Source organism: Leclercia sp. (assembly GCF_036780805.1).
GTDB lineage: Bacteria > Pseudomonadota > Gammaproteobacteria > Enterobacterales > Enterobacteriaceae > Enterobacter.
The window spans coordinates 127,246-151,303 of record NZ_DAIQCE010000006.1 but is presented as its reverse complement, the minus strand read 5'-3'; the positions used below and the strand labels follow the sequence as shown (position 1 = coordinate 151,303).

Below are 24,058 nucleotides of genomic sequence, written 5' to 3'. Positions count from 1 at the left end.
CCACGTTACAAGAAGGTTTTTTTCCCAAAACTTTCTCTGCGCCGGCATAGGCTATTCGAAGGGGTAGGTTTGCTGGACAATGTCGTGTGAACCTCAACTACTAAACGTTTGGGTGTTCACCAACGTGTAACTTATTTATTTGGGTAAGCTTTTAATGAAAACTTTTACAGCTAAACCAGAAACCGTAAAACGCGACTGGTATGTTGTTGACGCGACCGGTAAAACTCTGGGCCGTCTGGCTACCGAACTGGCTCGTCGCCTGCGCGGTAAGCACAAAGCGGAATACACTCCGCACGTAGATACCGGTGATTACATCATCGTTCTGAACGCTGACAAAGTTGCTGTAACCGGCAACAAGCGTACTGACAAAGTGTACTATCACCACACCGGCCACATCGGCGGTATCAAACAAGCGACCTTTGAAGAGATGATTGCCCGCCGTCCTGAGCGTGTGATTGAAATCGCGGTTAAAGGCATGCTGCCAAAAGGCCCGCTGGGTCGTGCTATGTACCGTAAACTGAAAGTTTACGCAGGTAACGAGCACAACCACGCGGCACAGCAACCGCAAGTTCTTGACATCTAATCGGGATTATAGGCAATGGCTGAAAATCAATACTACGGCACTGGTCGCCGCAAAAGCTCCGCCGCTCGCGTGTTCATCAAACCGGGCAGTGGTAAAATCGTAATCAACCAACGTTCTCTGGAACAGTACTTCGGTCGTGAAACTGCCCGCATGGTAGTTCGTCAGCCGCTGGAACTGGTCGACATGGTTGAGAAACTGGATCTGTACATCACTGTTAAAGGTGGTGGTATCTCTGGTCAGGCTGGTGCGATCCGTCACGGTATCACCCGCGCTCTGATGGAGTACGATGAGTCCCTGCGTGGCGAACTGCGTAAAGCAGGCTTCGTTACTCGTGATGCTCGTCAGGTTGAACGTAAGAAAGTCGGTCTGCGTAAAGCACGTCGTCGTCCACAGTTCTCCAAACGTTAATTGGTTTCTGCTTCGGCAGAGTACAATTGGCGAAAAACCCGCTTCGGCGGGTTTTTTTATGGGTAACGCTCAGGTTATCCACATGCAAACGCCCTTTCTGACCTCTTTTTCCGCATTTCCAGAATCCCCTCACCACAAAGGTCGCAAAATCTGGTAAACTATCATCCACTTTTCTGTCCAAATAACGGTGAATGCTCGATTTTTGTTCTCTTTTTGAACAACGGTGGAAATTCCCTGGGATGGACAACAAAACATCTGGCTAGCCTGTATGGCTGGTAGCAGTAAAAATTCTGAATATACCTGGAGGTTTTCATGGCTGTCGCTGCCAACAAACGTTCGGTAATGACGCTGTTTTCTGGTCCTACTGACATTTATAGCCATCAGGTTCGTATCGTGCTGGCCGAGAAGGGTGTCAGTTTTGAGATCGAGCATGTGGAAAAGGATAACCCGCCTCAGGATCTGATCGATCTCAATCCAAGCCAGAGCGTACCAACGCTGGTGGATCGTGAGCTGACCCTGTGGGAATCCCGTATCATTATGGAATATCTGGATGAGCGTTTCCCGCATCCACCGCTGATGCCGGTCTATCCGGTCGCGCGTGGGGAAAGCCGTCTGTACATGCAGCGTATCGAGAAAGACTGGTATACGCTGATGAACGTCATTGTGAACGGTTCTTCTTCAGAAGCGGATGCCGCGCGTAAACAGCTGCGCGAAGAGCTGCTGGCGATTGCACCGGTATTCGGTCAGCGTCCGTTCTTCCTGAGCGACGAGTTTAGCCTGGTCGATTGCTACCTGGCTCCGCTGCTGTGGCGTCTGCCGATTCTGGGCGTAGAATTTAGCGGCCCGGGCGCGAAAGAGCTCAAAGGCTACATGACGCGTGTATTCGAACGCGACTCTTTCCTGGCTTCTCTGACTGAAGCTGAACGTGAAATGCGTCTCGGCCGGGGTTAATGATTGTGGAAATGTCACAGCTGTCTCCGCGCCGTCCCTATCTGCTGCGTGCCTTCTATGAATGGCTGCTGGATAACCAGCTCACGCCGCACCTGGTTGTGGATGTGACGTTACCGGGCGTGCAGGTTCCTATGGAATATGCGCGTGACGGGCAAATCGTATTGAATATCGCGCCACGCGCGGTAGGTGGTCTCGAGCTGGCGAATGATGAAGTTCGCTTTAACGCGCGTTTTGGCGGCGTACCGCGTCAGGTTTCTGTTCCGCTGGCGGCTGTGCTGGCGATCTATGCGCGGGAAAACGGCGCAGGCACCATGTTTGAGCCGGAAGCGGCGTATGATGAAGAGGTAGCCAGCCTGAATGATGACGATCAAACTGTCGGTGAAAACGAGACGGTGATGTCAGTTATCGATGGCGATAAACCCGATCATGACAACGATCCCGATGATGAGCCGCCACCGCGTGGCGGACGTCCTTCATTGCGCGTCGTTAAGTAAGAAACAGGGCCATTGGCCCTGTTTTTTTATCTCTTGTGAGGAAAAATGGTCGCTGATTGCTCTTAAAATAAGCATAGTCATATCTGAAAAATTGCTAGCTTTATATAATTTTCATCAATGTATTGCAAAGGCAGGGTCCTCTTCTTGTCTGTTCATATTATTATTTTTTGCTGCCGTATCCCCGAGTAACATGTGAAATAGATAGTGAACAGATTGTTATTCTTTGAAATAGTCTTGACTTTTAATTTTGGCTATTTCTTGTTGGCTATTATTTTTTTTAGAACGATCTTCTATCATGATGCTTAATTATATTTTGAGCCAAAATTAACGGGTGTTGTAGTTTTATTAAATGGCGACTAGTTAAGCTTAATGTAAACTCCCTTCCGCTAATGCATAAACATTACTGCTCCGTTTCTTTGTAAGAAACAACACCAAATGTTAGTAGGGACAATACCAGCGGTAATTTCCGATGGTTATTAATATTAAGGAAATAAAATGTCAGCATTTAAAAAAACAGTATCGGCTGTTGCGGTATGCGCAGCGTTTCTCGCCTCTTCTCAGGCAATGGCGGCCAATGATTTAACGTTGAAAGTGACCGGGTCTATCGCCCCTGCAGCCTGTACGCCAGCACTGAGTGGTAATGGCGAAGTTGCCTTCGGCTCCATGGCAACCAGCGCGATTACTAACGCTCCAACGGGTAACAGCCTGGTACAACTGGGTACCAAAAATGTAACCCTGACAATTAGCTGTGATGCCGCCGCGACCGTGGGCTTTACCATGACTGATAACCGTGCTTCTTCTGCTGTTGCGCTGTCAGAAACAGCCTATCTGGAAAAAGCCGGCATGGATGGTACTAACGCGGATGGTCCTCTCTATGGCTTTGGTCTTGGTCTGGCCTCAAACGGCGAGAAGATCGGTGCTTACAGCCTGGTTGTTGACTCCGTCAATACCACCGCGGATGGTGCAGAGGTGGCAGTCATCACGTCAGATAACAAAGGGAAGGGGTGGGTTGAGAAAGGTCTGCAAACACAGTTGACCAATGGCGAACGCATCATGACTGTTGCGAATAAAGGTTCCGTCACGCCTAAACTGTTTGAAGAGCTGTCAATGCCGCTGAAAATCTCTGCTGGCGTTCAAACCAAGTCTGTTCTGGGTGGCGACGCCATCACATTTGACGGCAATGCCACGCTGAGCATGGTTTATCTGTAATATTCTATAAATAAAATAGCGGCGGTGATCTCATCGCCGTCTCTTTATATCCGCAATATCTCTTTTGATTTGTCATTAAATTCTATCTGCTTATTTTATTAATACCTCTGGGGTTTTATTTATCGCCAATTATTACAACCTTAACGGTAGAGCATAATGAAAAAAAACCTTATATTCCCACTTTTTATATTCGCTACGCAGGCCTGCGCAACGGGAATGGTTCCTGAAACCTCGGTATTACTGGTTGATGCGCACAAAGGCGAAGCCAGTATGAACGTAACCAATACCGATAAAAACCCGGCGCTGCTTTATACCAATATTGTCGATTTACCGGAAAGTAATAAATCTGTGCGGCTTATCGTCTCTCAGCCCGTCGTTCGGGTGGAAGCCGGTGCGGTTCAGCGCATGCGTTTTATATTGCAAACGGAAAAACCGCTAATGCAGGAAGAGCTGAAACGCGTAACTTTTGAAGGGATCCCACCGAAGGAACAAGGTAAAGAGCGGCTGGCGGTAACAATTCGTCAGGATCTGCCGGTCATTATTCACCCTGCCGGGCTGGCGGAAGATACCATGCCATGGAAACACCTGCAGTGGCACAAGAAGGGCAACATGCTTGAAGTCAGTAACCCTTCCGCCTATGTCGTACGGATGACGACCGGGTTTACCTCGCTGCCTTCAGGGCGTACGGGAGCGCTGAGTAAAACCTACTTATTACCGCATACCAGCATGACAGTGAAGCTGCCTGATGCTTCGGACAGCAAAATCGAGTTCTATCCGGCCAGCCGTTATGGATACAAAGGTGAACGCCAGATAAGCCCGTTACAGTAAGCCGTTCAAGGAAAACAAGGATGTTTAAAAGAACGTTGCTCGCCTGTGCAGCAAGCCTTTTTTGCTCAGAAACGGCAGGCGCGGCCGATACGGAAATGGCCAGTGTCGAATTTGATCAGGAAACCTTAAAATCGCTGGGCATAAACCCATCGATATCCCATTATTTTTCTAAAAAAGCGCGCTTTATGCCGGGCGATACCCCGGTCACGCTCAGCGTCAATGGTCATGATCGAGGGCGCGTTATTGCCCGTTTCGATGATGACGGAAAACTCTGCCTGGATAACGCTTTCCTGCAACAGGCCAGTCTGCTTATTCCTGACGAGAGTAACCAGGATTGTTACGACTATCAGCAGCGCTTCCCCGGTGCGGTGATTAACGTCCTGCCGGGACAAGAACGTGTTGAAATGATCGTTCCACCCGATCAGCTCGCGCGACCAACGATGGTTTCCGATAACGCCATAACAGGCGGCCGTGCCGCGCTGCTCAACTACACGGTGATGTCCTCCCGAAATGACTACGACGGCGGTAGCTCAGACTACTCGCAGGCGCAGCTGGATGGGGGGGTTAATATCGCGGACTGGATGCTGCGCACCCACCAGATGCTGAGTCGTTCCAATGGGCGCTTTAACAGCGAAAACAGCCAGACGTACCTGCAGCGTACGTTTGCCGGTTTACGCACGACCGGCCAGTTTGGCGAAGTGAGCATGAATAACCCGCTGCTGAACGGCACGGGTCTGTACGGCGTGGCGTTTTCGCCAGAAGGTGCCCTGATGGACGCAGGCAGTGCCGTGCAGGTCAGCGGGATCGCCAATACCTCTCAGGCGCGTGTTGAAGTACGCCAGCAGGGGATATTGGTGGCGTCCACGCTGGTTCCTGTCGGCCCGTTTACCCTCAACGATATCGCTTTGCGAAATTACACCAGCGACCTGAATGTCACCGTTATCGAAACGGATGGCAGCCAGCATAGCTTTGTCGTCCCCTCCGCATTATACCGGCAGAGAATGGGTAATCCGGCAGGGGTATTTTTATCCGTCGGCCGCGTCAGCGATGATTACAGCAAGCAACCCTGGGTCGCCAGCCTGTCGAAAGGCTGGCGTCTGACGAACGCGGCCAGAGGCAACGTGGCGGTGATTATGGCGAAGGCGTATCAGGGCGTCGGCGTCAGCATCGATACGGCACCGCTGCCTGAGCTTACCCTGAGCGTGAAGGGGAAGCAGTCGCTAGAGCGTGATGAATCGCGGCAGGGGCAAAATGTTGAACTGTCGCTGAGTGCTGAGACGCCGCTTGGGGTGAGCGTTACCGCATCGGCGGCTCACTATACGCAGAATTTTCGTGAGTTTTCCGATTCACTGGATAAACACTACACTCACCCCAGAAAACGCGAATATGCCGTTGGCCTTCGCTGGCAGCATCCAACCCTCGGCGCCATCAGCACCTCGATTTATGAGACGCAGCATTTCAATGACAGGGGTAAAACCCGCTATCTGAATGCCAGTTGGGGCAGGAAATTGTTTTCATCCTATCTCTCCGCCAACTGGCAGCATCAGCTGAGCAACGATCGCAACGGCGTAAAAACCGAAGACCAGTTGTATATCAACCTCAGTATCCCGTTGGGTGGGCAGAGCGTCAGCACTTATGTACGTCGCGATGGCGACAGAAACCGTATCGGGTCAACGGCAAGCGGTAAACTCACGGACGATTCCGCTTATACCCTCGGGATCGAGCATGAGATGAAGGAAAATGAGAACAGCTTCAACGCCGGTATTAGCAGCAATCTGCACTACTCGCAGCTGATGCTCAATGCCGCCCAGAATGGCGATCGCAGCCGCAACTACTCCGGCTCCCTGCAGGGCGGCGTGGTGGCGCATGGCGGCGGCGTGACCTTCTCCCCGCTGCCGGTAAACGATACCTTTGCCATTGCTTCGCTCGATTACCCGGTCGCTGGGATCAAAATAGAGACACCGCAAGGGCCAGTCTGGAGTGATTACAGCGGTCAGGCGGTCATTCCTTCCCTCAATGCCTGGCGGGATTCCCGGCTGGAAGTAAGTACCGAAACCTTGCCAAAAAATATGGATATCGCCAATGGGGTAAAAATGGTGAACCAGGGGCGGGGCTCGGTTGGGCGAATTACCTTTACGGCAATCTCTCAGCGCCGTTTGCTGCTGTCCGTACATATGGCCGACGGTAAGAAACTGCCCAAAGGGACAGCGATCCGGGACAACAATGGCCGCTATCTGACCACCGCCGTGGATGATGGCGTCGTGTTCCTGAATGATGTTCATCCTCGCCAGACGCTGGTTGCTGAACTGGAGCAGGGCGTTTGCAGCATCATGCTGGCATTGCCAGACCAGCCTGAAGTGAATGTTTTCTATGAAACGGCAAAAGGAACATGCCAGTGAAATTACTCTCCTTAGCGATATCGCTGCTGGCGCTGCCGCTCAGCGGTTGGGCTGAATGCCAGCTTAGCGCCAGCCAACAACAGGTTTCTTATGGGCGCGTTAGCGCGGCAGAGCGGCAGCTGGCGCCAGATCAGCAGCACAGCCTGCCTGAAAAAAACATTATTATTAATGTGTTATGTGACCAACCGCAACGGATGCGTCTGATAACAGGCAGTACGTTGTCCGGGGGCGATAACTTTATGCTGGGGCAGGGGGGTGAGATGCAGATTATCGCTGCCAGTGCGTATGTTGACGATCGCCCCGTGCAGCTCGCACTGGTGCAGAGTGCGGATGCTTCCCCTGCTTCTGCGGGTCAGTTGCAGCAAGCCATCACTCCCAACCAGGGGCTGGCTTTTATCGATGGTTCAGAAGTGAGCGGGAAAACCGCGTCGGTAACCCTGACGGTACATTCCCGTCTTAACCAGGCGACCATCAGCGAAAAAACAACCTGGCGAGGCAACCTCAACGTGAAGCTGGAGACCCAATGAAACGTCGCTTTGCATTGCTGCTCCTGGCGCTGACGGTCAATGCCGCAGGGGCAAATGACACCGTCAGTATCGATTTTGACGTCACTTTGGAAGCCGCCGCCTGCACGCCAGTACTCAGTAACAACGGCAAGGTGGATTTTGGCGCACGCAGTATGAATAGCCTGTCGACTAACGCCTTTACCCAGCTGGGTACCCGCGAACTGACATTAACCATTACCTGTGAATCGTCAACCGCGGTGGCTATCACCGCCAGAGATACACGTCCGGCGTCGGCGGTCGTCGGGAAGGATAAAAACGGCGGTTTGGGGCCGCTGATCGCGGATCAATACGTTGGTGACGTCACCAGGACATTTGGCCTGGGGGTCACGGCCGAGAACAAGCCCATCGGCAGCTATGCGGTGTTGATCAACGCGGCTGGCGTGATGGTCTCTGAGGGTAGCCAGCAGGTCAGCGTTGATATTGCAGGCGCGGGGAGTAAAAGCGGGCCCTGGGCGAAGAGCGAACAACCTGTCTTGCCGGCAACCGAAGACTATTTCTATACCTTTGTGAAAAAAGGGACTGTGGCGCCGCAGCCGTTGAGTTCGGCGAGCATACCGCTGACGGTAAGCGCGGCTGTCGCCAACGCGCTCGGGAGTAGCCAGAAGATCACCTTAGATGGCGAAGCCGTTATCAGCCTCGTCTATTTGTAATACGGTAGGGGAGTAAAGAAGCGGCCCGGTCAGCGTGATGCTGACCGGGCCGTTGTGTTTAGACTTCGAGGAAGTTCATGATGCCGTCTGCCGCTTTACGGCCTTCGGCAATGGCGGTTACCACCAGGTCGGAACCGCGAACGATATCGCCACCGGCGAAAATTTTCGGGTTGCTGGTCTGGAACGCGTTGTCGCTACCTTCCGGGGCGATGATGCGGCCCTGGGAGTCCAGCTCGACGCTGTGTTTCGCCAGCCATTCCATGCTGTGCGGACGGAAACCAAACGCCATGACCACCGCATCAGCCGGGATCACATACTCGGAACCGGCAACGATCTCCGCACGACGACGGCCTTTGGCATCCGGTGCGCCCATTTCGGTGCGCGCCATCTTCACGCCGCTGACCTTGCCGTTGGCATTCACTTCAATACCCAGAGGCTGGATGTTGAACTGGAATTCCACGCCCTCTTCACGCGCGTTTTTCACTTCGCGTCTTGAGCCCGGCATGTTCTCTTCGTCACGACGATAGGCACAGATAACGTGAGACGCATTCTGACGAATGGAGGTACGCACGCAGTCCATCGCGGTATCACCGCCGCCCAGCACCACCACGCGTTTGCCTTCCATGCTGACGTATGGCTCAGCGGCGGTTTCGCCGTAACCCATCATCTGCTTGGTGTTGGCAATCAGGAATGGCAGCGCGTCGTATACGCCTGACGCGTCTTCATTTTCCAGCCCGCCGCGCATCGACTGATAGGTGCCGACGCCCAAGAACACGGCGTCGTAATCTTTCAGCAAATCGTCGAGCTGCACGTCACGGCCCACTTCGGTATTGAGTTTGAACTCAATACCCATGCCGGTGAAAATGTCACGGCGGCGGGTCATGACTTCTTTCTCGAGCTTAAAGGCCGGGATGCCGAAGGTCAGCAGACCGCCGATTTCTGGATGGCGGTCAAATACCACTGCCTTCACGCCGTTACGGGTCAGCACGTCGGCACAGGCCAGGCCTGCCGGACCGGCACCGATGATCGCCACGCGTTTGTCGGTCTGGCGCACGCCGGTCATGTCCGGGCGCCAGCCCATCTCGAAGGCTTTATCATTGATATAGCGCTCGATATTACCGATGGTCACCGCACCGAATTCGTCGTTCAGGGTACAGGAGCCTTCGCACAGACGGTCCTGAGGACACACGCGGCCGCACACTTCCGGCAGGGTGTTAGTCTGGTGAGACAGCTCGGCGGCCTCGAAAATACGTCCTTCGTTGGCCAGCTTCAGCCAGTTTGGGATGTAGTTATGGACCGGGCATTTCCATTCGCAGTACGGGTTGCCGCAGGACAGGCAGCGGTCTGCCTGTGCTTTGGCCTGGCCTTCGGAAAACGGCTCGTAGATCTCAACAAATTCAATTTTACGGATCTTCAGCGGCTTCTTCGGCGGATCCACACGCTGCAGGTCGATAAACTGGTAAACATTCTGGCTCATCTGAATTCCTTACTGCGCCTGCACACGCAGCTCTGCTGCGCTACGACTACGGTGACCCAACAGGGCTTTAACATCGCTGGACTTCGGTTTAACCAGCGCGAATTTCGCAGAGAACGCCGGCCAGTTCGCCAGGATCTCTTCGCCGCGCACGGAACCGGTATGGTGCACGTGCTCGGTGATCAAACCACGCAGGTGCTCCTCGTGGATCGCCAGGGTTTCAACATCCAGTACTTCCACCAGCTCCGGGTTCACGCGTTTGCGGAAGTCGCCGCTTTCGTCCAGGACATAGGCGAAACCACCGGTCATACCCGCCCCGAAGTTGACGCCGGTTTTGCCCAGCACGCAGACAATCCCGCCGGTCATGTATTCACAGCCGTTATCGCCGATACCTTCCACCACGGTGATAGCACCGGAGTTACGCACCGCGAAACGCTCACCTGCACGGCCTGCGGCAAACAGACGACCCCCGGTGGCACCGTACAGACAGGTGTTACCGATGATGCTGGCATCGCAGCTGCGGAAGGCCGAGCCGACCGGAGGACGCACCGCCAGCAGACCGCCCGCCATGCCTTTGCCGACGTAGTCGTTGGCATCGCCGGTCAGGTACAGCTCAACGCCACCGGCGTTCCACACGCCGAAGCTCTGGCCTGCGGTACCGCTGAAGTGCGCGGTAATGGGATCGGCTGCCAGACCCTGGTCGCCGTGGGTCTGCGCAATGTAGCCCGAGAGCGTAGCGCCGACGGAACGGTCGGTGTTGCGAATATCAAACCAGAAGGTTTTGCTCTGCTTGTCATCCACAAACGGCTTCGCCTGTTGCAACAGCTGGGCGTTCAGCACGCCATTGTCGAACGGCGGGTTGTTCTCGGTGCAGTACACCGCTTTACCCGGATGCGGTTCAGCCGTTTCCAGCAGACGGGACAGCTTCAGGTTCTGCTGCTTAGCCGTGAATCCTTCCAGCTCTTTCAGCAGGTCGGTACGGCCAATCAGATCCACCAGACGCGTCACGCCCAGCTGCGCCATCAGCTCGCGGGTTTCGCGGGCGATGAAGTCAAAGTAGTTGGTCACTTTGAACGGCAGGCCGTGGTAGTGGTTCTTACGCAGCTTCTCGTCCTGGGTTGCAACACCGGTTGCGCAGTTGTTCAGGTGACAAATACGCAGGTATTTACAGCCCAGCGCCACCATCGGGCCGGTACCGAAGCCGAAGCTCTCTGCGCCGAGGATCGCCGCTTTGATGATGTCGAGGCCGGTTTTCAGGCCACCATCCACCTGCAGACGGATCTTATGACGCAGACCGTTAGCCACCAGCGCCTGCTGGGTTTCGACCAGGCCCAGTTCCCACGGACAGCCCGCATATTTCACGGAGGAGAGTGGGCTTGCGCCGGTACCGCCGTCGTAACCGGCGATGGTAATCAGATCCGCATAGGCTTTCGCCACGCCGGTGGCGATAGTGCCCACGCCCGGCTCGGAAACCAGCTTCACGGAGATCATCGCTTTCGGGTTGACCTGTTTCAGGTCGAAAATCAGCTGCGCTAAGTCCTCGATAGAGTAGATATCGTGGTGCGGCGGCGGGGAAATCAGCGTCACGCCCGGTACCGAGTAGCGCAGTTTGGCGATGTACGGGGTCACTTTGTCACCCGGTAACTGACCGCCTTCGCCCGGTTTCGCACCCTGGGCGACTTTAATCTGAATTACATCAGCATTGACCAGGTACGCCGGGGTCACGCCGAAGCGGCCGGAAGCGACCTGCTTAATGCGCGACACTTTATTGGTGCCGTAGCGCGCCGGATCTTCACCGCCTTCGCCGGAGTTGGAGTTCCCGCCGATGCTGTTCATCGCTTCAGCCAGCGCCTCGTGGGCTTCTGGGCTCAGCGCGCCGATAGACATCGCGGCGGTATCGAAGCGTTTGAACAGTTCACTCGCCGGTTCAACATCATTGATGCTAACGGCGGTATCGCCCGGGTTCACTGCCAGCAGATCGCGCAGCGTGGCCGCCGGACGGTTGTTCACCAGCTCAGCATACTGCTGATAATCGCTGTATTCGCCGCTCTGGACGGCCTGTTGCAGGGTGCGCACCACGTCCGGGTTATAGGCATGGTATTCGCCACCGTGGACATACTTCAGCTGTCCGCCCTGATCCAGGGGCTTACGAGCCAGCCAGGCACGTTTGGAGAGGTTCAGCAGATCCTGCTGGAAGTCGCTAAAGCCTGCCCCGCCGATACGGCTGATCACGCCCTGGAAGCACAGATCGGCAACATCATCATGCAGACCGACGGCTTCGAACAGCTTCGAGCAGCGGTAAGAGGCGATAGTCGAGATGCCCATCTTGGACATGATCTTGTACAGGCCTTTGTTGATGCCGTTACGGTAGTTCAGCATCACGGTACGGTAATCTTTGTCGATAGCCTGGCCGTCGACCAGTTTTGCCAGCGTTTCGTAGGCCAGGTACGGGTAAATTGCCGTCGCACCGAAGCCCAGCAGCACCGCGAAGTGGTGCGGGTCGCGCGCGCTTGCGGTTTCCACAATGATGTTGGCGTCGCAGCGCAGGCTCTTATCAACCAGACGCGTCTGGATTGCGCCAACGGCCATTGGCGCCGGAACCGGCAGGCGGTTCTTCGCAATGTTGCGGTCGGACAGCACCAGCAGCACGGTACCGTTACGTACCATCTGTTCCGCTTTGTCACACAGCGCATGCACCGTCTCTTCGAGGGTCGCTTCGGTCACGTCGAAGGTAATATCGAGCGTGTCGGCGCGGTAGTGCTCCTCTTGCATGGTGGTGAGCTGTTTGAAATCGGAGTACAGCAGGATCGGCGACTTAAAGGTCAGACGGTGAGCCTGGCCTTCGGCTTCGCAGAAGACGTTCATCTCACGGCCGATGCTGGTGGCCAGCGACATGACGTGCGCTTCACGCAGCGGATCGATCGGCGGGTTGGTCACCTGCGCGAACTGCTGACGGAAGTAGTCGTAAATGATACGCGGCTGGCTGGAGAGTACGGCAAACGGGGTGTCATCACCCATTGAACCGACCGCTTCCTGGCCGTTTTCACCCAACACGCGGATAACGGAGTCCAGCTCTTCCGCGCTGTAGTTAAACTGTTTCTGGTAACTGGCGAGGGTATCGTCATCCAGCTCGCGGCTGCCCACATCCTGGGCCGGCAGATCTTCAAACGGCACCAGACGGCGAACGTTTTTCTCCATCCACTCTTTATACGGATGACGGCTTTTCAGATCGTTATCGGTTTCTGCGGAGTGCAGGATGCGACCAACGCGGGTGTCGATCACCATCAGCTCGCCTGGCCCTACGCGGCCTTTTTCGACCACTTCGTCAGGCTGGTAGTCCCAGATCCCCACTTCAGAGGCGCAGGTAATCAGCTTGTCTTTGGTGATGACGTAGCGCGCCGGGCGCAGGCCGTTACGGTCAAGGTTACAGGCCGCGAAGCGCCCGTCGGACATGACGATACCGGCCGGGCCATCCCACGGCTCCATGTGCATGGAGTTAAAGTCGAAGAAGGAACGCAGCTCAGGATCCATATCCGGGTTGTTCTGCCAGGCCGGTGGCACCAGCAGGCGCATGGCGCGCACGATATCCATCCCGCCTGCCAGCAGCAGTTCCAGCATGTTATCCATTGAGCTGGAGTCAGAGCCGGTTTCGTTGACGAACGGCGCAGCGTCGTGCAGATCCGGGATCAGCGGGGTCTGGAATTTATAGGTACGGGCGCGTGCCCACTGGCGGTTACCGGTAATGGTGTTGATCTCGCCGTTGTGCGCCAGATAGCGGAACGGCTGAGCCAGCGGCCAGCGTGGAACGGTGTTGGTGGAGAAGCGCTGGTGGAACAGGCAAATGGCCGATTCCAGACGCAGATCCGCCAGGTCCAGGTAGAAGCGCGGCAGGTCAGCCGGCATACACAGACCTTTATAAATGTTCACCAGGTTTGAGAGGCTACAGACGTAGAACTCTTTATCGTCCTGGAGACGCTTTTCAATGCGGCGGCGGGCAATAAACAGGCGGCGTTCCATATCACGCGGACGCCAGCCCGCAGGCGCGTTGACAAAGATTTGTTCGATACGAGGCAGCGAGGAGAGGGCGATTTCACCGAGTACCCCTTCGTTGGTGGGCACATCGCGCCAGCCGACGATAGACAGGGTTTCGCGTTGAAGTTCTTCTTCGACGATGCGGCGTGATACGGCGGCTTTTTCCGCGTCCTGATTCAGGAACAGCATGCCGACAGCGTAGTTTTTGGCTAAACGCCAGCCGCGCTCTTCCGCCACGATGCGAAAGAAACGATCCGGTTTTTGCAGCAGCAGACCGCAACCGTCGCCGGTTTTACCATCCGCGAGGATAGCGCCACGGTGCTGCATACGGGCCAGTGCGTGTATAGCGGTACGCACTACCTTGTGGCTAGGTTCGCCTTCTATGTGGGCGATCAGGCCGAAACCACAGTTATCCTTCTCAAGGGATTTATCGTACAACATATCAGTGAACCTCCCCAGGCTCTTCGGGCTTCCCACTGAACTTAACCGTGGCGCACAGGCACAGAAAGAGCATGGCGACGGGGTTTGCGTTTCATACGCGTACCTCGCATTCGCCCTCTTAATATCCTTTTCGCGCAGGTAAACAAGTTTGAGGACTTGCTTCAGAGGGAATCTCAATTACTGCATAAATATGATGAGCAGGCTGCTCATCCAGAAAGCTTCCAGCGGATTTCCAACTTATCGGGAATCCGTACACAGGTCAAATGGCAATCTTATTTATACAAAAATGTGCTAAAGGAAGGTTACTCCACTGATTTAATTGATTATTTAACGCATTTCACATCCCGGTAACCTTACTGTGGGCTTTAGGGTAGTGTGATCTGACTCACTATATGAAAGCGGTATTAGAGCTGTAGCATGCTGAATAGTGCGATTTAAGCAGGATTTAATGCCACCACGGTGGAAAAGCCCGCATGATGTCACTGTTTTTCAGCGCAGGCGATATAAATGAAAAAATCCTGCTGAACATAAGGAAAAGTAATTAGAGGGGCGCTGAATGAAATTGCAATTATCCTGGGTAATTATGCAAAAGATAAAAGCACGCCGGGACGATTGATCCAGGTCATCGCCGTCGGAGGTTAAAAATGGCAGGCTTGTCCCCTTTCAATGGGGCGGTCTATCAGATTATGCAGTTACAGAAATTAGTCAATATGTTTGGTGGGGATCTTTCACGCCGGTATGGGCAAAAGGTCCATAAGCTGTCGCTGCACGGGGGGTTTAGCTGCCCGAATCGCGACGGCACTATCGGGCGCGGCGGCTGTACCTTCTGTAATGTGGCCTCGTTTGCCGACGAAGCGCAGCAGCATCAGTCTATCGCGGCGCAGCTTGCCCACCAGTCGACGCTGGTGAACCGGGCGAAACAGTATCTGGCCTATTTTCAGGCCTATACCAGCACATGGGCGGAAGTGCAGGTGCTGCGCTCGATGTACCAACAGGCGGTGAGCCAGGCAAATATCGTCGGGCTTTGCGTCGGCACACGGCCTGACTGCGTGCCGGAGGCGGTGCTCGATCTGCTCAGCGAGTACAAAGAGCAGGGGTATGAGATCTGGCTGGAGCTGGGATTGCAGACCGCGCACGATAAAACCCTGCATCGCATCAACCGCGGCCACGATTTTGCCTGCTATCAACGTACTACCCGGCTGGCGCGCGAACGTGGGCTAAAGGTCTGTACCCATCTGATTGTCGGCCTGCCGGGGGAAGGGCAAGCCCACGCGCTGGAAACCTTGCATAACGTGGTGGAGACCGGCGTCGACGGCATTAAGCTGCACCCGCTGCATATCGTTACGGGCAGCATTATGGCTAAAGCCTGGGAGGCCGGTCGACTGAGCGGCATTGAACTGGACGAATATGTAGTGACGGCCGGAGAGATGATCCGCCACACACCGCCGGAGGTGGTCTATCATCGCATCTCCGCCAGCGCCCGCCGTCCAACGCTGTTGGCGCCGCTGTGGTGCGAGAACCGCTGGACGGGGATGGTGGAACTGGACCGCTACCTGAACGAGCAGGGGGTTCAGGGTTCGGCGCTGGGCACGCCGTGGGTGCCTGCGTTACCTTCGGCGTCCGCCTAATAAGCTGCCCAGCACCCCGCGCACAATCTGATTCGTCACCTGACGCGCCGCGCTTTTCGCCATGGTTTGCACCACCCCGTCGCGTTTACCGCCGCGCGGACCGGTGCTGCCAAACAGGATGTCCTTCAACCCACCGAGGATCCCTTCATCGACCGCAACGGACTGGCCCTTCGCGGCGGGGGCCTCCTGCTGCGCCGTACTGGTTTGCACCCCTTTTTGCAGCATCTCAAAGGCAGACTCTCTGTCCACCCGATCTTCGTATTTGCCGTAGACCGGTGAATGGTTGATCAGCCCGTTGCGCTCATCGTCGCTGACCGGCCCCATTCGGGAGTCAGGAGCGATCACCATCGCGCGCTCCACCATTGATGGGCTGCCTTTGGCATCGAGAAAAGAGATCAGCGCCTCGCCGGTCCCCAGCGCCTGAATAGCCGCTTCGGTATCAAAGGCCGGATTGGCGCGCATGGTCTGCGCTGCGGCTTTAACCGCCTTCTGATCTTTGGGCGTAAAGGCGCGCAGGGCATGCTGGACGCGATTGCCCAGCTGACCCAGCACGTTGTCGGGAATATCGGCCGGATTCTGCGAAACAAACCAGACGCCCACCCCTTTGGAGCGGATCAGACGGATCACTTGCTCGATTTTATCCAGCAGCACCTGGGGCGCATCGCTGAACAGCAGATGGGCTTCGTCAAAGAAGAAGACCAGCTTCGGTTTTTCCAGATCGCCCGCTTCCGGCAGTTGCTCAAAGAGGTCGGAGAGCATCCACAGCAGGCTGGCGGCGTAGAGCTTCGGCATCTGATAGAGCTTTTCCGCACTGAGGACGTTGATGATGCCTTTACCGTTGCTGTCGGTACGCATCCAGTCTTTGATATCCAGCATAGGTTCGCCAAAGAAGTGCTCGGCGCCCTGTTGTTCCAGCGTCAGCAGTCCGCGCTGAATGGCTCCCACGGAGGCGCTGCTGATATTGCCATACTGATTCTGGAAGGATTTGGCGTTATCCCCGATGTACTGAGTAATGGCCCGCAGATCTTTGAAGTCGAGCAGCAGCAGGCCCTGATCGTCGGCAATGCGGAAGATGATGTTCAGCACGCCGGACTGCACTTCGTTCAGATCGAGCAGGCGCGCCAGCAGCAGCGGGCCGAGGTCGGACACGGTGGCACGCACCGGGTGGCCTTTCTCACCGAAGATATCCCAGACCACCACCGGACTGCTGTCGGGTTGCCAGTCGGTGACGCCGATATTTTTCAGCCGTTCAAGAAGCTTCTCCGAGCCAACGCCCTCCCGGGCAACACCGCTGAGATCGCCTTTCACGTCGGCCATAAACACCGGCACGCCGATACGTGAAAATGACTCGGCCAGCTTTTGCAGCGTCACTGTTTTACCCGTGCCGGTAGCGCCGGTAATCAGGCCATGACGGTTTGCCATTGCGGGCAGGAGGTAGAGTTCGTTATCCAGCGTCCGGGCAATCAGCAGGGGTGTACTCATGATCGGCTTCCTCATTCAGTCCTGCGTGGAGTATAGGCAACCTGACGGTAAAAAGAGCGGGTCAATTTCTGACTTTGCGGCGCATTACGCATCGCGGACTATGCTTTTGCATAGGGTTAACAACATATTGGAAAACTATGTCCAGATTCTTCTTTAACGACCGCAAACAGCTGGTTAATGACGCCATTGAAGGTATGCTCATCTCCGCCCCCCACGGCAATCTCGTCAAACTGGAGAGCGATCCGGCCATCCGCGTGGTGGTGCGCGCCGACTGGGATAAAAGCCGCGTGGCGGTGATTTCCGGCGGTGGCTCCGGCCATGAACCGGCACATGCGGGATTTGTAGGTAAAGGGATGCTGACCGCGGCCGTCTGTGGCGATCTGTTCGCTTCACCGAGCGTAGAGGCGGTGTTGAACGCCATCGTGGCAGTGACGGGCGATCGTGGCTGCCTGCTGATCGTCAAAAACTACACCGGGGATCGTCTCAACTTTGGCCTCGCGGCGGAAAAAGCCAAGCGCTTCGGGCTCAAAGTGGAGATGGTGATTGTGGCCGATGATATCGCCCTCCCGGATAACAAACAGCCGCGCGGCATCGCCGGAACCGCGCTGGTGCATAAAATTGCCGGGCATGCCGCCGAACAGGGGAAATCATTAAGCGACGTGCGGGATATAGCCCGTCAGGCCTGCGATAACCTCTGGAGTCTGGGCGTGGCGATGCAGACCTGCAACCTGCCGGGTAGCGACGATGAACAGAGCCGCATCAGAAAAGGCCATGTTGAGCTGGGGCTGGGGATCCACGGTGAGCCCGGGGCCTCGGTGGTTGAGACGCAAAACAGCAGGGCGATTATCGAGACGCTGGTGAAACCCTTGCTGGCGCAGGCAGGTGAGGGGCGTCTGACGGTACTGATCAATAACCTCGGCGGCGTCTCGGCGCTGGAGATGGCGCTGCTGACCAAAGAGCTGGCGCATTCGGCCCTGAAAGATCGGATCGCCTATTTGATCGGTCCGGCGCCGCTGGTGAGCTCGCTGGACATGAAAGGGTTTTCGTTATCCCTGCTGAAGCTGAACCCGGCCTTTGAAGAGGCGCTTAACGCCCCGGTGCAGACGCTGGGCTGGCAAAAGCCGGTGGCCTTTGCGCCGCTGCGCACGCTGTCGCATACCCCGCTGCAGGACAGCGTGGAATTTACCCCGTCGGCGAACGCGAACGTCGGGCAGTACCTCGCCGCCGCCACGGGCTGCTTAATTGCCCTGGAAAATCGCCTTAACGCCCTGGATGCGAAAGTGGGGGACGGCGATACCGGATCGACCTTTGCGCAAGGTGCGCGGGAGATTGCGCAATGGCTGGAGGAGGATCGCCTGCCGCTGAACGATCTGCCGCAGCTGCTGCTGGTGGTGGGCGAGCGGCTGGCGACGGTGATGGGGGGATCGAGCGGGGTGTTGATGTCGATCTTCTTTACCGCCGCCGGTCAGGCGCTGCGTAGCGGCAAACCCGTGCCTGATGCTTTGCTGACCGGGCTTGCGCAAATGAAACATTATGGCGGGGCCGATCGCGGGGATCGGACCTTGATCGATGCGCTCCAGCCCGCGCTCGAAGCGTTACAGACGGGGGATATACAGTCTGCCGCCAGGGCGGCACAGCAGGGGGCAGATGCCACGGCGAGCATGAGCAAAGCCGGCGCGGGGCGTTCGTCGTATGTGAATAAAGATAATCTTGATGGGATAGCCGATCCTGGTGCGGTCGCGGTGGCTGAGGTGTTTGCTGCATTAGTGCGGTAGGTAGAAAACGCCGGGTGGCGTGGTAAATGCAAAACGGTAACAACCGTTACCGTTTTTAATGTTTGCGCCCTCTCCCGGTGGGAGAGGGACGGGGTGAGGGCATTAGACCGCACCGTCCTGTAGGCCCGGTAAGCGTAGCGCCACCGGGCAACAACAGCTTAAAAGTCTGCTTTCAGCACCACGCGGTAACGGGCTTTGCCGTCACGCACGTGCTGGAGAGCTTCGTTGATTTTCGACATCGGGTACATCTCGATGGTCGGAGAGACCCTGGTGCGGCCGGCAAACTTCATCAGCTTACGTAACTCATAAGGTGTGCCTGTCGCAGAACCCGATACGCTGCGATCGCCGCCAATCAGCGTGAACGCAGGAACCGGCAGCGGCTTCAGGACGGCACCCACGGTATGGAAGTTGCCGCCGTAGGCCAGCGCTTCAAAGTACGGCTGCCAGTCGAGATCGACGTTCACGGTGTTGATGATCAGATCAAACTGACCGGCCAGCGCTTTCAACAGTTCAGGATCGCGGCTGTTCACCACCTTATCGGCACCCATTGCCAGCACTTCTTTCTCTTTTGTCGGGTTTGAGCTGAATGCCGTCACTTCGCAGCCCATCGCATGCAGCAGCTTGATGGCAATATGGCCCAGACCGCCAATACCGATCACCCCCACGCGGCTGGTGGCGGTGATATGGTGCATCAGCAGCGGTTTGAAGACCGTGATCCCGCCGCACAGCAGCGGACCGGCGGATTCGATATCGATCTGCTCAGGGAGAGGAATGACCCACTGCCAGTCGGCGCGCAGTTTGTCGGCGAAACCGCCGTTATTAAGGATGGTAGGGGTAGCGCCTTCCAGACAGTTAATCTGGTTGCCGCTGATACAGGCATCACAGTGACCACAGCTGCGTGCGGTCCAGCCGATGCCTACGCGTTGACCCACTTTTAGCCCTTTGTCCTGGGCGGCGCTGCCCAGAGCCACAACCCGGCCAATCACTTCGTGCCCGGCAATCAGCGGGTATTGCGAAAAGCCCCATTCGTTATCGATCATCGACAGATCGGAATGGCAGATCCCGCAGTAATCAACCTGGACTTCAACGTCTTCTGCTTTCAGCTCGCCCGCATCGTATTCGTACAGCTCAAGTTCTGCACCCGCCTGCGGTGCGGCGTAGCTTTTTATCTTCGACATGATATTACCCCCTGGTGGTGTGGAACTGAGAGTGTAGAGCATTCAGTTTACAGCCGCTTAACAGAAGGGGGCAGGAAAGGCGTTACAGCGTTTTCAACATCCGCACTTCGCAATCAACATGTCCGGTGCATCCCAGCGGCTGGTCGATATGCTCAAAGCCGAGGTGTTCGTACAGTCTGATGGCGTCGGTCAGAAAGGCGGTGGTTTCGAGATAGCAGCGTTTAAACCCCTGCGCGCGGGCATAATCCAGCGCCTGTAACGCCAGTTTTTTCGCTAAACCTTGTCCACGGACGACGGGCAGGAAATACATTTTTTGCAGTTCGCAGATGTCCGGCTCGCTGCAGGAAAGCGGCGCAACGCCGCCGCCACCTACAACCTGGCCATTCTGCTCAACAACCCAATAAGCATGCCCCGGCTGGCTGTACACCGTGTACAGTTCGTCGAGATTGGGATCCGCAACGGTATAACCTTTATCGGCCGTCAGGCCGTATTCGGCAGATACCCGGCGGATAACGCCGGCAATTGCCGGGTTATCCGTGGCGGTGATACGGCGCAGATGCGCCGTTACAGAGGCATTTACATGCATAGCTTCACTCATCACAGCGCGCTAATGACAGCCTGTTGCTCAATCAGTTTCGCTTTCGCATCGGCGAAACCAACCAGACGCTCACGCTCTTTAGCGATAACCGCTTCCGGCGCGCGGGCGACAAAGCCTTCGTTAGACAGTTTGCTTTCGATCTTACCGATTTCAACTTCGACTTTAGCCACTTCTTTCGCCAGACGCGCCAGCTCAGCATCTTTGTCAACCAGGCCAGCCATCGGGATCAGCAGCTCGGCGCCGTCGATGATTTTGGTCACGGAGACCGGACCTTTATCATCCGCAGGCAGCACGGTGATGCTCTCCAGACGCGCCATGGTCTGCAGGAAGGTGTTGTTCTCGGTGACGCGACGAACCGCAGCCTCGCTGCAGCCGCGCAGCAGCAGCGCCAGCGGTTTACCCGGGGAGATGTTCATCTCCGCACGGATGTTACGCACGGCAACGATCGCCTGCTTCAGCCACTCGGTATCGGCAGCAGCGGCTTCATCAACCTGCGCAGCATCGAATGCCGGGAACGGCTGCAGCATGATGGTATCGGCACTGATTCCGGCAATCACCTTCACGCGCTGCCAGATGGTTTCGGTGATGAACGGGATGATCGGGTGCGCCAGGCGCAGCAGACCTTCCAGAACGGTAATCAGGGTATTGCGCGTGCCGCGCAGTTCCGCTTCGGATCCGCCATTCATAACCGGTTTGGTCAGCTCCAGGTACCAGTCACAGAACTGGTTCCAGGTGAACTCGTACAGGATGCCTGCGGCGATATCGAAACGGTAGCTGTCCAGTGCTTCACGGAATGCTTTAGTGGTCTGGTTGAATTCCGCCAGGATCCAGCGATCGGCCAGCGACAGGGTCATTTCGCCGCCGTTGAAGCCGCAATCCTGATCTTCGGTGTTCATCAGCACAAAACGGCTGGCGTTCCACAGCTTGTTACAGAAGTTGCGGTAACCTTCCAGACGTTTCATGTCCCAGTTGATGTCGCGACCGGTAGAGGCCAGCGCTGCCAGGGTGAAACGCAGGGCGTCGGTGCCGTGTGGCTCGATGCCGTCCGGGAACTGCTTCTCGGTACGCTTGCGGATCTTCTCAGCCAGCTGCGGCTGCATCATGTTGCCGGTACGTTTCTCCAGCAGATCTTCCAGCGAGATACCATCAACCATGTCCAGCGGGTCGATAACGTTACCCTTGGACTTGGACATCTTCTGGCCTTCATCGTCACGGATCAGACCGGTCATGTAGACGGTATGGAACGGAACCTGCGGCTTGCCGTCTTCATCTTTGATGAAGTGCATGGTCATCATGATCATGCGGGCGATCCAGAAGAAGATGATGTCGAAGCCGGAGACCATCACGCTGGTTGGGTGGAACTGACGCAGCGCGTCGGTGTTCTCTGGCCAGCCGAGGGTGGAGAAGGTCCACAGCGCAGAAGAGAACCAGGTATCCAGCACGTCTTCGTCCTGACGCAGGGCGACGTCAGCGCTCAGGTTGTTTTCCTGACGCACTTCGTCTTCGGTGCGGCCAACGTAGACGTTGCCTTCGTTGTCGTACCACGCCGGGATGCGGTGACCCCACCACAGCTGACGGGAGATACACCAGTCCTGAATATCGCGCATCCAGGAGAAGTACATGTTTTCGTACTGTTTTGGTACGAACTGGATGCTGCCGTTCTCAACCGCTTCGACAGCCGGTTTCGCCAGCACGTCGGCACGGACGTACCACTGGTCGGTCAGCATCGGCTCGATCACCACGCCGCCACGGTCGCCGTAAGGCACGGTCAGGTCGTGCGGTTTGATCTCTTCCAGCAGGCCCAGGGCGTCGACAGCGGCAACCACCGCTTTACGCGCGGCAAAGCGCTCCAGCTTCTGGAACTCAGCCGGGATGTCGCTGGAATAGACGTCAGATTCTTCGCCTTTGGTGTCGTACACTTCCGCGCTTTCGCGGATATCGCCGTCGAAGGTCAGAATGTTGATCATCGGCAGGGCGTGACGACGGCCCACTTCGTAGTCGTTGAAGTCGTGCGCCGGGGTGATTTTCACGCAGCCGGTGCCTTTCTCCATGTCGGCGTGTTCATCGCCCACAATCGGAATGCGGCGGTTTACCAGCGGCAGCACTACGAATTTGCCAATCAGATCTTTGTAGCGTGGATCTTCCGGGTTAACGGCCACACCGGTATCGCCCAGCAGGGTTTCCGGACGGGTGGTGGCGACCACCAGGTAATCTTTACCGTCTGCGGTTTTTGCACCGTCGGCCAGCGGATAGCGGATATGCCACATGGAGCCTTTAGACTCGCGGTTTTCCACTTCCAGGTCAGAGATGGCGGTGCGCAGTTTCGGATCCCAGTTAACCAGGCGCTTGCCACGGTAAATGAGGTCTTCTTTATACAGGCGGACGAACACTTCTTTAACGGCGTTGGAAAGACCTTCGTCCATGGTGAAGCGCTCGCGCTCCCAGTCCACGGAGTTGCCGAGACGGCGCATCTGACGGGTAATGGTGCCGCCGGATTCTGCTTTCCACTGCCAGATTTTGTCGATAAAGGCGTCGCGACCGTAGTCGTGGCGAGTTTTACCTTCTTCAGCGGCAATCTTGCGTTCAACCACCATTTGGGTAGCAATACCCGCATGGTCAGTACCGGCCTGCCACAGGGTGTTTTTGCCCTGCATGCGCTGGTAACGGATCATGGTATCCATGATGGTCTGCTGGAAGGCATGACCCATATGCAAACTGCCGGTGACGTTCGGCGGCGGGATCATGATGCAGAAGGACTCTTTGCTTTCATCGCCGTTAGGCTTGAAATAGCCCTGCTGTTCCCAGTGCTCGTAAAGCGGCTGTTCGATATCGCGTGGGTTATATGTCTTTTCCATTATTTCCAGGTTGCCGTATTCAGGTTAAAACCAGCCAGGCGGTACGCTTTATAGCGTTCGCGCGCCAGTTGTTTCAAAGAATCTTCGTGAGGGACAAAGTCTACCACTTCTGTGAAAGCGGTGGCAAAATCTGCAAAGGCGGTCCGCAGGCTGATTAACAGATCCCGCGGACTGCTGTTGCGTTTTTGGGGCCAGGCAATCTCCACCGGCGCGCCACCGCGTGGTCCTTCTCCCGCGAGATTATGCGGAACAAAACTTTCCGGCGGTCGTGCCCACAGGGCTTCATCCAGGCGGATGGCCTGCTGTTCATCTTCGCAGGCAATCAGCACGCGAAGACCTGCGCGCCAACGTTCTGCGGCAATCTCACACACCAGCTGTTCGACGGCGCTTAAGCCATCCTGTTGCGTGTCGTTGTCCAGAAGATAGAACGTTGCGTTTTTCATATATGGGGCTTCTTGTTTTGGATTTAAATGCAAAGCCGGATGGCGCTACGCTTACCCGGCCTAC

The 24,058-nt window shown here is 56.1% G+C and carries 18 protein-coding genes; 11 read left to right on the top strand and 7 right to left on the bottom strand.

Going from position 1 to position 24,058, the window contains the following annotated elements; all coding sequences use genetic code 11:
• Positions 1-154: 154 nt before the first annotated feature.
• The 9 genes from rplM (at position 155) to V7Q49_RS15920 (ending at position 8,088) form a co-directional block, all read left to right on the top strand.
• Positions 155-583 (top strand): 50S ribosomal protein L13, encoded by a 429-nt coding sequence (gene rplM, locus V7Q49_RS15960; RefSeq protein ID WP_024551131.1) that lies wholly within the window; start codon positions 155-157, stop codon positions 581-583.
• Positions 584-598: 15 nt separating this feature from the next.
• Positions 599-991 carry a 30S ribosomal protein S9 gene (gene rpsI, locus V7Q49_RS15955; protein ID WP_003025138.1) on the top strand — a complete coding sequence of 131 codons (393 nt, stop codon included), beginning with the start codon at positions 599-601 and terminating at the stop codon, positions 989-991.
• A gap of 312 nt (positions 992-1,303) precedes the next feature.
• The gene (gene sspA / locus V7Q49_RS15950) at positions 1,304-1,942 is read left to right on the top strand and encodes a stringent starvation protein SspA (RefSeq protein ID WP_059307097.1); all 639 of its coding nucleotides are present in this window, start codon (positions 1,304-1,306) and stop codon (positions 1,940-1,942) included.
• A gap of 5 nt (positions 1,943-1,947) precedes the next feature.
• Positions 1,948-2,436: a ClpXP protease specificity-enhancing factor gene (gene sspB / locus V7Q49_RS15945; RefSeq protein ID WP_333853535.1), complete on the top strand. Its 489-nt coding sequence runs from the start codon at positions 1,948-1,950 to the stop codon at positions 2,434-2,436.
• Between the two features lie 495 nt (positions 2,437-2,931).
• On the top strand, positions 2,932-3,645 hold the full coding sequence (locus V7Q49_RS15940; RefSeq protein ID WP_333853467.1) for a DUF1120 domain-containing protein: 714 nt from the start codon (positions 2,932-2,934) through the stop codon (positions 3,643-3,645).
• A 156-nt stretch (positions 3,646-3,801) separates the two neighbouring features.
• Positions 3,802-4,473, top strand: a complete 672-nt coding sequence (locus V7Q49_RS15935) for a fimbria/pilus chaperone family protein (protein WP_333853465.1) — start codon at positions 3,802-3,804, stop codon at positions 4,471-4,473.
• Between the two features lie 20 nt (positions 4,474-4,493).
• Complete coding sequence (locus V7Q49_RS15930; protein ID WP_333853463.1) at positions 4,494-6,872, top strand: fimbrial biogenesis usher protein; 2,379 nt, start codon at positions 4,494-4,496, stop codon at positions 6,870-6,872.
• Positions 6,869-7,399, top strand: coding sequence for a hypothetical protein (locus V7Q49_RS15925; protein ID WP_333853461.1), 531 nt, complete (start codon positions 6,869-6,871; stop codon positions 7,397-7,399). The genes V7Q49_RS15930 and V7Q49_RS15925 overlap by 4 nt, the downstream gene beginning before the upstream one ends.
• Positions 7,396-8,088 (top strand): DUF1120 domain-containing protein, encoded by a 693-nt coding sequence (locus tag V7Q49_RS15920; protein WP_333853459.1) that lies wholly within the window; start codon positions 7,396-7,398, stop codon positions 8,086-8,088. Before V7Q49_RS15925 ends, V7Q49_RS15920 begins: the two co-directional genes overlap by 4 nt.
• 58 nt (positions 8,089-8,146) lie before the next feature.
• Here the strand turns inward: V7Q49_RS15920 and gltD are convergent, their stop codons facing one another.
• Together gltD and gltB are read right to left on the bottom strand one after the other, a co-directional pair.
• Positions 8,147-9,565: a glutamate synthase subunit GltD gene (gltD, locus tag V7Q49_RS15915; RefSeq protein ID WP_333853457.1), complete on the bottom strand. Its 1,419-nt coding sequence runs from the start codon at positions 9,563-9,565 to the stop codon at positions 8,147-8,149.
• A gap of 9 nt (positions 9,566-9,574) precedes the next feature.
• Entirely contained in the window at positions 9,575-14,035 is a 4,461-nt protein-coding gene (gltB, locus tag V7Q49_RS15910; protein ID WP_333853455.1) for a glutamate synthase large subunit, read from the bottom strand.
• Between the two features lie 686 nt (positions 14,036-14,721).
• On the opposite strand from gltB, the gene V7Q49_RS15905 reads away from it, so the two are divergent.
• The gene (locus tag V7Q49_RS15905; RefSeq protein ID WP_333853534.1) at positions 14,722-15,663 is read left to right on the top strand and encodes a TIGR01212 family radical SAM protein; all 942 of its coding nucleotides are present in this window, start codon (positions 14,722-14,724) and stop codon (positions 15,661-15,663) included.
• Here V7Q49_RS15905 and V7Q49_RS15900 read toward each other — a convergent pair.
• Entirely contained in the window at positions 15,643-17,145 is a 1,503-nt protein-coding gene (locus V7Q49_RS15900) for a helicase HerA-like C-terminal domain-containing protein (RefSeq protein ID WP_333853453.1), read from the bottom strand. The two genes, V7Q49_RS15905 and V7Q49_RS15900, sit on opposite strands and share 21 nt — an antisense overlap.
• A 137-nt stretch (positions 17,146-17,282) precedes the next feature.
• Here V7Q49_RS15900 and V7Q49_RS15895 point away from each other — a divergent pair, with 137 nt between their 5' ends.
• Positions 17,283-18,920, top strand: a complete 1,638-nt coding sequence (locus V7Q49_RS15895) for a dihydroxyacetone kinase subunit DhaK (RefSeq protein ID WP_333853451.1) — start codon at positions 17,283-17,285, stop codon at positions 18,918-18,920.
• A 158-nt stretch (positions 18,921-19,078) separates the two neighbouring features.
• Here V7Q49_RS15895 and ahr read toward each other — a convergent pair whose 3' ends face one another.
• The 4 genes from ahr to holC all read right to left on the bottom strand — a co-directional run bounded on the left by ahr (position 19,079) and on the right by holC (position 23,994).
• Complete coding sequence (gene ahr, locus V7Q49_RS15890) at positions 19,079-20,098, bottom strand: NADPH-dependent aldehyde reductase Ahr (protein WP_333853449.1); 1,020 nt, start codon at positions 20,096-20,098, stop codon at positions 19,079-19,081.
• An 82-nt stretch (positions 20,099-20,180) separates the two neighbouring features.
• Complete coding sequence (locus V7Q49_RS15885; RefSeq protein ID WP_442913074.1) at positions 20,181-20,696, bottom strand: GNAT family N-acetyltransferase; 516 nt, start codon at positions 20,694-20,696, stop codon at positions 20,181-20,183.
• The gene (locus tag V7Q49_RS15880) at positions 20,696-23,551 is read right to left on the bottom strand and encodes a valine--tRNA ligase (protein WP_333853445.1); all 2,856 of its coding nucleotides are present in this window, start codon (positions 23,549-23,551) and stop codon (positions 20,696-20,698) included. The genes V7Q49_RS15885 and V7Q49_RS15880 overlap by 1 nt, the downstream gene beginning before the upstream one ends.
• Positions 23,551-23,994, bottom strand: coding sequence for a DNA polymerase III subunit chi (holC, locus tag V7Q49_RS15875; RefSeq protein ID WP_333853443.1), 444 nt, complete (start codon positions 23,992-23,994; stop codon positions 23,551-23,553). The genes V7Q49_RS15880 and holC overlap by 1 nt, the downstream gene beginning before the upstream one ends.
• Positions 23,995-24,058 lie beyond the last annotated feature (64 nt).

What these genes read in the sequence shown, in the direction of transcription:
- V7Q49_RS15880 (WP_333853445.1), bottom strand. Translation starts at nt 23,551, where the DNA reads ATGGAAAAGACATATAACCCACGCGATATCGAACAGCCGCTTTACGAG.
- gltB (WP_333853455.1), bottom strand. Translation starts at nt 14,035, where the DNA reads ATGTTGTACGATAAATCCCTTGAGAAGGATAACTGTGGTTTCGGCCTG.
- V7Q49_RS15905 (WP_333853534.1), top strand. Translation starts at nt 14,722, where the DNA reads ATGCAGTTACAGAAATTAGTCAATATGTTTGGTGGGGATCTTTCACGC.
- V7Q49_RS15920 (WP_333853459.1), top strand. Translation starts at nt 7,396, where the DNA reads ATGAAACGTCGCTTTGCATTGCTGCTCCTGGCGCTGACGGTCAATGCC.
- ahr (WP_333853449.1), bottom strand. Translation starts at nt 20,098, where the DNA reads ATGTCGAAGATAAAAAGCTACGCCGCACCGCAGGCGGGTGCAGAACTT.
- V7Q49_RS15900 (WP_333853453.1), bottom strand. Translation starts at nt 17,145, where the DNA reads ATGAGTACACCCCTGCTGATTGCCCGGACGCTGGATAACGAACTCTAC.
- V7Q49_RS15895 (WP_333853451.1), top strand. Translation starts at nt 17,283, where the DNA reads ATGTCCAGATTCTTCTTTAACGACCGCAAACAGCTGGTTAATGACGCC.
- rpsI (WP_003025138.1), top strand. Translation starts at nt 599, where the DNA reads ATGGCTGAAAATCAATACTACGGCACTGGTCGCCGCAAAAGCTCCGCC.
- V7Q49_RS15935 (WP_333853465.1), top strand. Translation starts at nt 3,802, where the DNA reads ATGAAAAAAAACCTTATATTCCCACTTTTTATATTCGCTACGCAGGCC.
- gltD (WP_333853457.1), bottom strand. Translation starts at nt 9,565, where the DNA reads ATGAGCCAGAATGTTTACCAGTTTATCGACCTGCAGCGTGTGGATCCG.
- V7Q49_RS15885 (WP_442913074.1), bottom strand. Translation starts at nt 20,696, where the DNA reads ATGAGTGAAGCTATGCATGTAAATGCCTCTGTAACGGCGCATCTGCGC.
- V7Q49_RS15940 (WP_333853467.1), top strand. Translation starts at nt 2,932, where the DNA reads ATGTCAGCATTTAAAAAAACAGTATCGGCTGTTGCGGTATGCGCAGCG.
- V7Q49_RS15930 (WP_333853463.1), top strand. Translation starts at nt 4,494, where the DNA reads ATGTTTAAAAGAACGTTGCTCGCCTGTGCAGCAAGCCTTTTTTGCTCA.
- rplM (WP_024551131.1), top strand. Translation starts at nt 155, where the DNA reads ATGAAAACTTTTACAGCTAAACCAGAAACCGTAAAACGCGACTGGTAT.
- sspA (WP_059307097.1), top strand. Translation starts at nt 1,304, where the DNA reads ATGGCTGTCGCTGCCAACAAACGTTCGGTAATGACGCTGTTTTCTGGT.
- holC (WP_333853443.1), bottom strand. Translation starts at nt 23,994, where the DNA reads ATGAAAAACGCAACGTTCTATCTTCTGGACAACGACACGCAACAGGAT.